Source organism: Pseudomonas sp. SH10-3B (assembly GCF_019891415.1).
Classification (GTDB): Bacteria; Pseudomonadota; Gammaproteobacteria; order Pseudomonadales; family Pseudomonadaceae; genus Aquipseudomonas.
The window spans coordinates 64,689-76,203 of record NZ_JAFLXD010000033.1; the positions used below are offsets into that span (position 1 = coordinate 64,689).

Sequence of the window (11,515 nt, forward strand, 5' to 3'; positions counted from 1 at the left end):
TGGAATGTGAGCCCAAGGCTAGAGGACAGGGGCAGGAAAAATCCAACCGTCAGTTGGCAAGGAGCGTTCGCTAAATGCGAACGCTCAGATAATCGAACAACAACCGACTCACTGGCGACAACTGCGCCTCATCGCGCACCACCAGGATCAAACTGCGGTCCGACCAGGCATCGGTCAGCGGCACGGCATGCAGGCCCAGGGCACGGCCAAACAATTCATAGGCCTTCAACGGCAGGATGCCGATGCCCATGTTCGCCTGGACCATCCGGCACATCGCATCGAAGCCCGGCACATGAATACGCAGGCGCAGCATCTTGCCGGCCTCGCGCGCGGCGGCGTGGCTGCGCATGTTGATTGAGCTGGCGGCGTGCAGGCCAACGTAGTCACTGTCCAGGGTCTCGGCGAAGGCCAGGCTTTCGCGCGGCGCCAACGGGTGATCCGCCGGCATCAACACCACCAGTTTGTCGTGGCGATAGGTCACCCTGGGCAGGCCTTTGGTGTCGGTGTCACTGGAGCAGATCCCCAGGTCCGCCACCCCATCCAGCACGCCTTGCACCACGCCGTTGCTAGGGCGCTCTTCGAGGTCGGTTTTCACTTCGGGATGCAGCTCGGAAAAATCCCGCAAGTCTTCTGGAAGAAACTGAATAATCGCCGAGAGATTGGCCAGCATCCGCACATAACCGCGCACGCCGTGGCTGTGCTCGCCAAGTTCCAGGCCCATTTTTTCCACGTTGAACAGCATCTGCCGGGCATGGTGCAGCAGGGTTTCGCCGGCGGCGGTGAGGTCCATGCCCTTGGCGCGCCGTACGAACAGGCTCACCCCCAGCACCTGCTCCAGTTCCATCAAGCGCTTACTGGCTGCCGACACGGCGATGGCTTCGCGGGCGGCGGCACGGGTCAGGGTGCCCTCTTCGAACACCGCGACGAACAGCTGCAGGGTGATCAGATCGAGGCGACGCACCAGGCTTTTGTGCAGCATCAGGCGCGCTCGGACGCCAGGCGATTGATCTCGGCCTGTTCCACTACCGGTTGCGGCGCGCCATGACGTACCGCCGCCAACATCGCCCGGCCGACAGTCTCCGTGCTCACCACCCAGCCCGGTCTGACCCGACGCACCAACGACAGCACCGGCCCGAGCACGGAATAGAAGGTTTGATACAACGGCGTCTTCGAACGCACGCCATGCAGCGGCTGGATGATCCCCGGCCGGAACAGGTACACCGCCTTGAACGGCAGGCGCAGCAAGGCATTCTCGGTCTTGCCCTTGACCCGCGCCCACATCGACTTGCCCGCCTCGGAGCTGTCGGTACCGGCGCCGGACACGTAGATAAACGTCATCTGCGGATTAAGCCGCGCCAGGGTGCTGGCGGCGACGAGGGTCAGGTCATAAGTGAGGTGGGTGTACCGGGTTTCATTCATGCCCGCCGAGGAGACGCCGAGGCAGAAGAAACACGCATCAAACCCTTGCAGCAGGTTTTCCAGGGGTTGGAAATCCAGCATGTCGCTGTGCAACACCTGATGCAGCTTGCCGTGTTCCTGGGTCAGGGGCGTGCGGCCGACGGCGACGACTTCCTGTACGTCAGCGGCCAGCAGGCACTCGCGCAGGACGCCCTGGCCGACCATGCCGGTGGCACCGAATAACAGAACTCTCATAAGGGGACCTCAGCGGCAAGCCGCAAGCTTCATGCTCAAGTTGAATGCAGTGCAAGACTCGCACCTTAACAGCTTGTAGCTTAACGCTTGCCGCTTGAGGCTGCGCCGTCAGAACGCGCTACGAAAGATCTCCTCAATCTGACGCTGATCGGCGCGCCGTGGGTTGGTCAGCCCGCATGCGTCCTTCAATGCATTGGTGGCCAGCAGCGGAATGTCCTGCAACTTGGCGCCCAGTTCGCGCAGGCCGGCGGGGATCTCAACGTCCTGGGACAGGCTGCGAATGGCAGCGATGGCAGCTTGGGCGCCCTCTTCGTCAGTGCTGCCCTTGGCGTCGACACCCAATGCGCGGCCGACATCGCTCAAGCGCTTGGCACTGACGCTGGCGTTGAAGCTTTGTACATGGGGCAGCAGCACCGCGTTGCACACGCCGTGGGGCAGGTCGTAGAGGCCGCCGAGTTGGTGCGCCATGGCATGCACGAAACCCAGGGAGGCATTGTTGAACGCCATGCCCGCGAGGAACTGGGCATACGCCATGTTTTCCCGCGCGACCTTGTCGCTGCCGTCGCGTACCGCCAGGCGCAGGTTGGCGCTGATCAGTTCGATGGCCTTGATCGCGCAGGCGTCGGTGATCGGGGTGGCCGCAGTCGACACGTAGGCTTCGATGGCGTGGGTCAGGGCGTCCATGCCGGTGGCGGCGGTGAGGCCCTTGGGCATGCCGACCATCAGGCTCGGGTCGTTGACCGACAGCAGCGGCGTGACGTTGCGGTCGACGATGGCCATTTTCACGTGGCGGGTTTCGTCGGTGATGATGCAGAAACGGGTCATCTCGCTGGCGGTGCCGGCGGTGGTGTTGATCGCCACCAAGGGCATCTGTGGCTTGCTTGATTGGTCAACGCCTTCGTAGTCGCCGATGTGCCCACCATTGGTGGCGCACAGGGCGATGCCCTTGGCACAGTCATGGGGCGAACCGCCGCCCAGGGACACCACGAAATCGCAGGCGCTCTGCTGCAACAGCGCCAGGCCTTTCTCGACGTTTTCCACATTGGGGTTGGGCTTGGCGCCGTCGTAGATCACCGAGTCGATGTCCTGCATCGCCAGCTTCTCGGCGATCATGCTGGCCACGCCCGCCTTGGCCAGGCCGGCGTCGGTGACGATCAGGGCTTTGCGAAAACCGTAGTTGCGAATGGCATTCATGGCTTCGTCGAGGCAGTCGGTGCCCATGATGTTGACGGCGGGAATGAAGAATGTGCTGCTCATGGCGAATCCTCGGATGACGTTTATGCCTACAGCATCAACCTCACCTGCCTACGGCACCTTGATCAGGATCAACACCCACTCGTGATAAAGTCGCCGTCCAGCCGAATTCGAGTAGACCCGCCGCAATGAAGGATTTCCAGGATATTGACGCCCACCTTGAAGACTGGAGCGCCCTGCGCAGCAGCACGGCCTTCAGTGGGATTCTGATCGGCAATGGCGCAAGCCGCACGATTTGGGAAGACTTTGCCTACGACTCGCTGTTCGAAAACGCGCGTACCGTCGAAGAAAAACCCCTGGGCCAATCCGAACTCAGCGTGTTCGATGCCCTGCAAACCCGCAGCTTCGAGTACGCCCTGGGCGCACTAAAGACCACCAGCCGGGTCAACAAAGCCCTGGCAGTCAGCTCGGCGGCGCCGCGCAATCGCTACTACGCGATCAAGGAAGCGCTGATCAATACCATCCACGCCGTGCACATTCCGTGGCGCCTGGTACAGCCGTCGACGCTGGCGACGATCAACCGCGAGCTGGCGAACTACGCCACGGTGTTCACCACCAATTACGACTTGCTCAACTATTGGGCGATCCTGCACACGCCGGGCATCGATGACCTGTTCCGCAGCGCCGATGCAAGCTTCGACCTGCGCAACACCCACACCGATACCACGCGCATCCTCTACCTGCACGGCGGCCTGCACCTGGTGCGCAACCTTGACGGTACCGCGCGCAAATTGCCGACCACCGACAGCACCTTGCTCAGCAGTTTTGCGATCAACAACACGATCAAGACCCTGGACGATGTGCCGCTGTTTATCAACGAAGGCAAGGTGGAAGAGAAGCTCAAGACCATCCGCAGCTCGGATTACCTGTCGTTCTGCTATGAGCAGTTGCTGACCCATGAGGGCGCACTGTGCATCTTTGGCCATGACCTGGGCGCGCAGGATAAACACCTGGTGGATGCGATTCGCCAGGCCCGGCCGACAACCCTGGCGATCTCGGTATCGGGCCGCAGCGACGGGTTTATTCGCCAGCAGAAGCGACGGTATTCGGAGTTGTTTGATGGCAGCGGTGCGCAGTTGAAGTTTTTTGCGGCGCGTACGCATCCGTTGGGTGATCCCGCACTGTCAGTGCCTGTGGAACGCTGAGGCCCCTCCCACATTTTAAATCGAGTACATCCTTTAAATAGAGACAAATGATAATGATTCTCGATAGAATTCACGACTTTTCCACGTCGTGCTTCGTCAAGAAGGATATTCATGTCTCGTCCCAAGCCCGACCCGTTGTCGGCCGATGCCTTTCGCAGGTTTTATACGGACATTCTGTATTTCCTGCGCAAACGCACGGACAACGCCAGCGACGCGGCGGACATGACCCAGGATGTCTTTACCCAATGGCTGGACTACCGCGACCGCGCCAAGGTCGAGCAGCCACGGGCGTTTCTGTTCCAGATGGCGCGCAACCTGCTGCGTGATCACTGGCGCAAACAGAAGGTACGGCAAACTGTCCATTCTGATCAGGCCGACAGGGACACCGAGCCGGTCACCGATGAGCAAAACGACCCCATGGCCGCCGCACAGCGCTTGCAACGCCTGGAACAGTTGAAAGAAGTCCTCGCCGAACTCTCGCCCCGCAGGCGAGAAGCCCTTATGCTGCACCGCTTCGAAGGCCTGAGCCAGGCGCAGATCGCCGAACGCATGGGTATTTCGACGAGCATGGTGGAAAAGCACATCGCTTTTGCCCTGCTGTATTGCAAGCGACGCCTTCAACCAGAACCCGGCACGGAGCAGCCAGAATGAACCGCCTGAGCGACACCGACGCCCTGGATATCGAAGCGAGCGACGCCATCGATGCCCAAGCCGCCAGTTGGTTTGCCCGCAACCGTAACAACGCCGGCCGTGCCGACCGCAAGGCCTTTGCCGCCTGGCAGGCCACGCCTGCCCATGCCCGCGCCTATGCCGAATTCGAGCAACTGTGGGCCGACCTCGCCCAACTGCAGCAACTGAACAAACCCGTGGCGCTGCCCACGCGCAAACCGTCGGTATGGCGCCCGGCCCTGGCCGTCGCCGCCGCCGTGGTGTGCGCCGTGCTGGCCACGCATCTCGGCGCACCCCGCGAGCTTTATCACAGTCAGGTGACGGCCCACGCCAAGGGCATGCGCACCTTGAACCTGCCCGATGGCAGCACACTGTATGTGAATGCCAATACGCGCCTGCGCGTGGATTTCAGCGCGCACCAGCGCCTCGTGCACCTGGACAAGGGCCAGGTGTATATCGAGGTGGCTGCCGACAAGGAGCGGCCACTGTTCGTACAGGCCGGCGAGGCGAGTGTGCGGGTGGTCGGCACCGGTTTCGATATACGCCGCAGCCAGCAGCAACTGGTGGTCAGCGTCGCCCACGGCCAGGTCGCTTTCGAGCCGTCCGCCAAAAGCCCCGTTTCCCTGCTCGGCGCCCAGCAACGCGCGACCTACAGCTACGCCAAGGGCACCTTGCAACAGCAAACCCTCACAGGCGAAGAAGTGGCGGATTGGCGCAGTGGGCACTTGTCGTTTCGCAACCGCGAACTGGCCAGCCTGATCGATGAACTGAGCCTGTATCGCCCGCAGGCACCGTTGCAGGTGAGTAACGCCGTAGCGCACATGAAAGTCTCGGGCAATCTGGATGTGAATGATCCGGACGCACTGCTCAGCGCCCTGCCCGCTCTGTTGCCGGTGAAAACCGTGATCTCGGCCGACGGCATCGTGCGGATTGAACCGAGCAAATAATCAGCCAGAATCTTATTTGAGAATATTTTGCATTCGCAGGTGTGGATTTTTTTATCTGCCCCGTCTTCCTCCGGTCTGCATCTGATCAGCACACCTTTTTGGCCGTTTTGGCCGCTCCGGGGGATTTCATGTTTCGCGCGCCTTGCCACGTTGCTCACCTGTTTCTTCGACCGACCCTTGTCGCCACCTGCCTGGCGTTCAGCCTCAGTGCCCAGGCCGAGTCGTTCACGCTGCGACTGCCCGCCCAGGCGCTGGCCACGTCCCTGAGCCAAGTGGCGCAGCAGGCGAAGATCCAACTGTTGTTCGATGAGGCGCTGCTCAAGAACGTGCAGGCACCGGCGCTCAACGGTGACTTCACACCGGAAGTTGCGATTCGCAGCCTGCTGAAAAACGGCGAGTTCACCCTGATCAAGGTCGGCAGCACCTACGTGGTAAAGCCCGAAGAGGCCAAGACCACCCAGAGCGGCGCAATCCAGCTGGACGCCCTGAGCGTGATCGGCACCGGCACCAAGGTCGACTCCAGCACCGTCGGCCGCTCAACCATGAACCAGGCGGATATCGATCGCTATCAGCCCAACAACATCCCCGCGCTGCTGCAGAACCTGCCCGGCGTGTTCATGGGCGGCTCGCCCAAACCCGGCGGCCAGACCATCAACATCCGCGGGATGGGCGAGGCCGAAGACGTGCCGATGTCGGTGGATGGTGCCACCAAAAGCGGCTTTGAGCGCTATCAGCAAGGCACGGTGTTTATCGAGCCCGAGCTGATCAAGAACGTCGAAGTGGAAAAAGGGCCGTACTCGCCCTTCACCGGCAACGGTGGCTTCGGCGGCTCGATCATCATGGAAACCAAGGACGCCCCAGACCTGTTGGAAGAAGGCCGCAACGCCGGGGCCATGCTCAAATATGGCTACGCCAGCAACGACCACGAACAAGTCTACAGTTCGGCGGTGTATGGCCGTACCGATGATGGACGCTTCGATGCGCTCGCCTACCTGACGCAACGCGATGGCGGTGACATGAAGCTGGCCGGCACTCCGCCCGATCCCGAAAACCGCTACCCGATCAACCCCAAGCGCTTGCCCAACAGCGCGCAGAATGTGGACGGCAAACTGTTCAAGTTCAACGCCCACCTCACTGACGAACACAGCGTGGGCCTGTCTTACTCGCGGTCCAACAGCCAGCGATGGACCCCGTTCTCAGCCAAAAGCTACCCGACCCCGCCGCTGCAATCCGCGATTGACCGCTATGGTTACGAAGGCGCCTTGAAACGCTTCCTCGCCAACCGTGAAACCATCGATACCACCTATTCGGGCAAGTACCTCTACCAGCCGCTGGACAACCCGCTGATCGACATGAAGCTCAGCTATTCGGTGTCCCATACCGACCAGACCGATGAGCGCGAGGCCGACGCTTCGTTCTCCCTGGCCACGGGTGGGCGCAAGATGGACACGGCCTACGGCGACAAGATTCTGGAACTGCGCAACATCAGCCTGTTCAGCACCGGCCCGCTGGAACACGCCGTGACCACTGGGGTGCAGGTGCGCAAGCACAAGCGTGAAACCGAAAGCTGGATGCCCGGCGCGACCTACAACACTGCCAAGTACAACTACGGGCACTTCCAGCCGTACTTCATGCCCCATGGCAAGGTCGATACCAATGCGTTCTATCTCCAGGACGCAGTGACCCTCGGCGACGTGACTATCACGCCGTCCCTGCGCTATGACCACGTACGTAATCGGGGCGAAGCCAACGATGCGCCGTACTACAGCAACCCGGACCCGAGCATCGGCCATGACTACAGCGACCGCACCTACACCGGTTGGTCCCCGCGCCTGGCCGCCTACTGGAACATCACGCCGGACGTGGCGATGTTTGCCAGCTGGAACAAGACCTGGCGCGCCCCGGTGATCGACGAGCAGTACGAAGTCCAGGGCGTCGGCAGCCGCACCTCCACCAGCCTCAACCTCGACCCGGAGCGCATCACCGCCATCACCGCAGGCAACATCACCAACTTCTCCAACCTCATCGGCCGTGGCGATAACCTGCAACTGCGTACGACGTTGTTCCACAACCGTATCGAGGACGAAATTTTCAAGGCGACTGGCATCGGCTGTGACCGTCAGAACACCGTAGTGGGGAGCATCGACAGCGTCTGCACAAGCGCCGACATGGCCGCCAAGACCAACTACCGCAACGTCGGCGGCATGACCATCAAGGGCTTCGAGCTTGAGGCTTACTACGACTCGACCTACCTGTTCGGCTCGGTGTCCTACTCCTACGCCACAGGCAAACGCGATAACCCCTACACCAACCCGTGGGCCACCGACATCCACGTCTGGGCCCGGGACATTCCACCGGCAAAATGGGTGGTGATGATGGGCAACAAAATCCCAAGCTGGGACGCACAGCTCGGATGGCAAGCGCAGTTCGTGCGCAAGACTGACCGCCTGCCCAGCGATAGATACTCAGGCGGCTTGAACAGCTCGGTGGGCGACACGTTCTACGACCAATACGCCAACGAGTCCTACGCCAGCATGGGCCTGTTCGCCAACTGGAAACCGCAGCAGGCCGGTCTTAAAGGCACCGAGGTCAACTTTACTGTCGACAACCTGCTCAACAACAACTACCGGCCCGCCCTCAGCGGCGACCGTGCCTACAGCCAAGGGCGCAATGCCAAGATCAGCGTCACGCGCTTCTTCTGAAAAACTGTACGGATAAATCCGCACCCAGCTGTAGGCCCGCATTCGGCGGGGGGTGTGGCTAGATGGGCTTCCCTTGAAGCCCTCTGGATTTCGGATCCCTCCCATGAGCTCGCGCGAAAACACCGGCATGGCCCTCGGCCTGCTGGGCGTCATCATCTTCAGCCTGACCTTGCCCTTTACCCGCATCGTGGTGCAGGAAATCCACCCGTTGCTCAACGGCCTGGGCCGTGCGTTGTTCGCGGCGGTGCCGGCGGCGGCGCTGTTGCTGTGGCGCCGTGAGCGCTGGCCGACCTGGCGACAGGTGCGGGGTTTGTGCCTGGTGATTGCCGGGGTCATCCTCGGTTTCCCGGTGCTGTCGGCGTGGGCCATGCAAACCTTGCCGGCCTCCCATGGCGCGCTGGTCAACGGCCTGCAACCGCTGTGCGTGGCGCTGTATGCGGCATGGTTGTCCCATGAGCGGCCGTCAAAAGCTTTCTGGGCCTGTGCGGCGCTGGGCAGTGCGCTGGTGTTGAGTTATGCGTTGATCACCGGCGCCGGCAGTATCCAGGCCGGCGATCTATTGATGCTCGGCGCGATAGCCGTGGGTGGCCTGGGCTATGCCGAAGGTGGTCGGTTGGCCAAGGAGATGGGCGGCTGGCAGGTGATCTGCTGGGCGCTGGTGCTGTCCACGCCGGTGTTGATCGGCCCGGTGTGGTACCTGGCGGCGCAGCATCAAGGCGCGATTTCCATGCGCACCTGGTGGGCGTTTGGCTATGTGTCGCTGTTCTCGCAGTTCCTGGGGTTCTTTGCCTGGTACGCCGGGTTGGCCATGGGCGGCATTGCGCGGGTCAGCCAGATTCAGCTGTTGCAGATCTTCTTCACCATCGCGTTTTCGGCGCTGTTCTTCGGTGAACATATCGAGCCGATTACCTGGGTGTTTGCCTGTGGAGTGATCGTCACGGTGATGCTCGGGCGCAAGACGGCGGTGCAGGCTGCGCCAGTCCCCAACAGGAGCGAGCTTGCTCGCGAAGGTCGCTAACGATAACGCCGGAAACCTGAAAGCCTGCGGTGCTCTCAGGCTTTTCGCGAGCAAGCTCGCTCCTACAGTGGGCGGCGGTCAGATCAAGTAGCCATCCGCACGCAACAGGCTTTCCAGGCAGTGTTCGGTGATCTGATAGAACGCCTTCAGCGCCTGGATTTTCTCCAGTAACTGCGCGTTGTCCACCGGCTCCGCACGCTTGACCGCCAGGATCATCTTGTTCTTGTTCGTATGCTCCAGGGAGATGAACTCGAACACCTTGGTCTCGTAGCCACAGGCTTCGAGGAACAACGCACGCAAGCTGTCGGTGACCATTTCCGCCTGCTGGCCCAGGTGCAGGCCGTATTGCAGCATCGGTTTGAGCAGCGCCGGGCTCTGGATCTGCAGGCGAATCTGCTTATGGCAGCACGGCGAGCACATGATGATCGACGCGCCGGAGCGGATGCCGGTGTGGATCGCGTAATCGGTGGCGATGTCGCAGGCATGCAGGGCGATCATCACGTCGAGTTCGCTGGGCGCTACGCTGCGCACATCGCCACATTTGAACACCAGCCCCGGGTGTTCCAGGCGAGCGGCGGCGCTGTTGCACAAGGTCACCATGTCTTCGCGCAGCTCAACGCCGGTGACTTCGCCTTCGGCCTTGAGGGTGTTGCGCAGGTAGTCGTGGATCGCAAACGTGAGGTAGCCCTTGCCCGAACCGAAATCGGCGACGCGCACCGGTTGGTCCAGTTTCAAGGGGGATGACGTCAGCGCATGGCTGAACACTTCGATGAACTTGTTGATCTGCTTCCACTTGCGCGACATCGACGGGATCAGCGCCTGCTTGGCGTCGGTCACACCCAGGTCGGCGAGGAACGGCCGGCTCAGGTCGAGGAAGCGATTCTTCTCACGGTTATGCTCGGCCGAGGGTGCCTCGCGCAGTTGCTGTGGCTTGCTCTTGAACAGCGAGCTTTTGTTCTTCTTGCTGTATTCCAACTGGGCTTCGTCGGTCAGCGACAGCAGGTGTGCGTTCTTGAACGAGGCCGGCAGCAACTCGGCAATCGCCACCACGCCGTCGGCCAGCGCGAAGTTCTTGGTGATGTCGCGGGTCTTGTAGCGGTAGACGAAGGACAGGCACGGCTGCTCCTTGACCGTCACCGCCTTGATAATCAGCCGCTGCAATTCGGCTTCGTCACCGACGTACTTGGCCAGCACCAGCTTGATAAAGGCGTTCTGCGCCAGGCTTACGCTCAACAGTTCGATGAACTGGGCATGATGATCCGGCGCAGGGTGGGCAGGTTGAGCGGTAACGGACATGAACAAAAACGCCTCGGGCAGGGAATGCCGGGCATTTTAGGGGGGATGGGGGTTTAGGGCACGGGGTTATTTGATCAACGGTACTCTGCCCCATCCCACATTGGCTTAGTGGTGTTTGGATTATTCGAGTACGACCAGCCGGTTGGGAAGTTCATTACGTGTTTGAGTCACCGGCACATGCACCTTGAGCAACTCGCCGCACGCCTCGATACAGGCAATAAACCCAGCCAGCGTCTGCCCCTGTTTCACCTGCTGGGTAAACGCCTTGACGATCCCATCCCAATGGCTGTCATCCAGGCGGCTGGAGATGCCGTCGTCCACCAGGATTTCCACATAGCGCTCGGCCTCGCTGACAAAAATCAGCACCCCGGTGCTGCCCAGGGTGTGGTGCAGGTTCTGCTCCAGAAACTGCCGGCGCGCCAGGTTGGAGGCGCGCCAATGGCGCACCGAGCGTGGGATCAGGCGGGTGGTCACCTTGGGCAGGCGAAACAGCAGGCACAATACGATGAACGTCGCCCACTGCGCCAACAGCAAGGTGTACATGGTCAGGTAGCCCGACAGGTAATGCACCACGCCCGGCACCACCAAGGCGATCAGGCTGGCCCACAGCAGGGGGATGTAGGCGTAATCGTCGGCGCGGGCCGCCAGCACGGTGACCAGTTCGGCGTCGGTGGTTTTTTCGACCCGGGCAATCGCTTCGGCGACTTGGCGCTGCTCGTGTTCAGTCAGTAATGCCATGGTTGTAGTTGCTCTCTAATTATTGTCATTACCAGCCGCCCGATGCGCCGCCGCCACCGAAGCCACCACCGCCGCCTCGGAAACCGCCGCCAC

Annotated in this window: 10 protein-coding genes and 1 pseudogene; 6 read left to right on the forward strand and 5 right to left on the reverse strand. The window is 61.4% G+C overall.

The genetic code is table 11. From position 1 onward, the window contains the following. Positions 1-70: 70 nt before the first annotated feature. The 3 genes from J1G35_RS22040 to yiaY all read right to left on the reverse strand — a co-directional run bounded on the left by J1G35_RS22040 (position 71) and on the right by yiaY (position 2,910). Positions 71-979 carry a LysR family transcriptional regulator gene (locus tag J1G35_RS22040; protein ID WP_223015998.1) on the reverse strand — a complete coding sequence of 303 codons (909 nt, stop codon included), beginning with the start codon at positions 977-979 and terminating at the stop codon, positions 71-73. After that, positions 979-1,653, reverse strand: coding sequence for an NAD(P)H-binding protein (locus J1G35_RS22045; RefSeq protein WP_223015999.1), 675 nt, complete (start codon positions 1,651-1,653; stop codon positions 979-981). Before J1G35_RS22045 ends, J1G35_RS22040 begins: the two co-directional genes overlap by 1 nt. A gap of 108 nt (positions 1,654-1,761) precedes the next feature. Beyond that, positions 1,762-2,910: an L-threonine dehydrogenase gene (gene yiaY / locus J1G35_RS22050; protein ID WP_053136933.1), complete on the reverse strand. Its 1,149-nt coding sequence runs from the start codon at positions 2,908-2,910 to the stop codon at positions 1,762-1,764. Positions 2,911-3,035: 125 nt separating this feature from the next. Between yiaY and J1G35_RS22055 the strand changes: the two genes are divergently transcribed. The 6 genes and pseudogenes from J1G35_RS22055 to J1G35_RS31020 all read left to right on the forward strand — a co-directional run. After that, positions 3,036-4,052, forward strand: coding sequence for a DUF4917 family protein (locus J1G35_RS22055; RefSeq protein ID WP_223016000.1), 1,017 nt, complete (start codon positions 3,036-3,038; stop codon positions 4,050-4,052). 111 nt (positions 4,053-4,163) lie between these two features. Next, on the forward strand, positions 4,164-4,703 hold the full coding sequence (locus tag J1G35_RS22060) for a sigma-70 family RNA polymerase sigma factor (RefSeq protein WP_223016001.1): 540 nt from the start codon (positions 4,164-4,166) through the stop codon (positions 4,701-4,703). Further along, positions 4,700-5,668, forward strand: coding sequence for a FecR domain-containing protein (locus tag J1G35_RS22065; RefSeq protein WP_223016002.1), 969 nt, complete (start codon positions 4,700-4,702; stop codon positions 5,666-5,668). The genes J1G35_RS22060 and J1G35_RS22065 overlap by 4 nt, the downstream gene beginning before the upstream one ends. Before the next feature lie 128 nt (positions 5,669-5,796). After that, on the forward strand, positions 5,797-8,370 hold the full coding sequence (locus tag J1G35_RS22070) for a TonB-dependent receptor (RefSeq protein WP_223016003.1): 2,574 nt from the start codon (positions 5,797-5,799) through the stop codon (positions 8,368-8,370). A 103-nt stretch (positions 8,371-8,473) separates the two neighbouring features. Further along, complete coding sequence (locus J1G35_RS22075; RefSeq protein WP_053136949.1) at positions 8,474-9,388, forward strand: DMT family transporter; 915 nt, start codon at positions 8,474-8,476, stop codon at positions 9,386-9,388. Beyond that, positions 9,342-9,458, forward strand: a pseudogene (locus J1G35_RS31020) (outer membrane lipoprotein carrier protein LolA); the annotation flags it as partial. The gene J1G35_RS22075 and the pseudogene J1G35_RS31020, both read left to right, overlap by 47 nt. Positions 9,459-9,466: 8 nt before the next feature. On the opposite strand, the gene J1G35_RS22080 reads toward J1G35_RS31020, so the two are convergent. Continuing rightward, complete coding sequence (locus J1G35_RS22080; RefSeq protein ID WP_223016004.1) at positions 9,467-10,684, reverse strand: SAM-dependent methyltransferase; 1,218 nt, start codon at positions 10,682-10,684, stop codon at positions 9,467-9,469. A 120-nt stretch (positions 10,685-10,804) separates the two neighbouring features. Beyond that, positions 10,805-11,422 carry a TPM domain-containing protein gene (locus J1G35_RS22085; protein WP_053136955.1) on the reverse strand — a complete coding sequence of 206 codons (618 nt, stop codon included), beginning with the start codon at positions 11,420-11,422 and terminating at the stop codon, positions 10,805-10,807. Between the last annotated feature and the right edge of the window lie 93 nt (positions 11,423-11,515).

What these genes read in the sequence shown, in the direction of transcription:
- J1G35_RS22040 (WP_223015998.1), bottom strand. Translation starts at nt 979, where the DNA reads ATGCTGCACAAAAGCCTGGTGCGTCGCCTCGATCTGATCACCCTGCAG.
- J1G35_RS22045 (WP_223015999.1), bottom strand. Translation starts at nt 1,653, where the DNA reads ATGAGAGTTCTGTTATTCGGTGCCACCGGCATGGTCGGCCAGGGCGTC.
- yiaY (WP_053136933.1), bottom strand. Translation starts at nt 2,910, where the DNA reads ATGAGCAGCACATTCTTCATTCCCGCCGTCAACATCATGGGCACCGAC.
- J1G35_RS22055 (WP_223016000.1), top strand. Translation starts at nt 3,036, where the DNA reads ATGAAGGATTTCCAGGATATTGACGCCCACCTTGAAGACTGGAGCGCC.
- J1G35_RS22060 (WP_223016001.1), top strand. Translation starts at nt 4,164, where the DNA reads ATGTCTCGTCCCAAGCCCGACCCGTTGTCGGCCGATGCCTTTCGCAGG.
- J1G35_RS22065 (WP_223016002.1), top strand. Translation starts at nt 4,700, where the DNA reads ATGAACCGCCTGAGCGACACCGACGCCCTGGATATCGAAGCGAGCGAC.
- J1G35_RS22070 (WP_223016003.1), top strand. Translation starts at nt 5,797, where the DNA reads ATGTTTCGCGCGCCTTGCCACGTTGCTCACCTGTTTCTTCGACCGACC.
- J1G35_RS22075 (WP_053136949.1), top strand. Translation starts at nt 8,474, where the DNA reads ATGAGCTCGCGCGAAAACACCGGCATGGCCCTCGGCCTGCTGGGCGTC.
- J1G35_RS22080 (WP_223016004.1), bottom strand. Translation starts at nt 10,684, where the DNA reads ATGTCCGTTACCGCTCAACCTGCCCACCCTGCGCCGGATCATCATGCC.
- J1G35_RS22085 (WP_053136955.1), bottom strand. Translation starts at nt 11,422, where the DNA reads ATGGCATTACTGACTGAACACGAGCAGCGCCAAGTCGCCGAAGCGATT.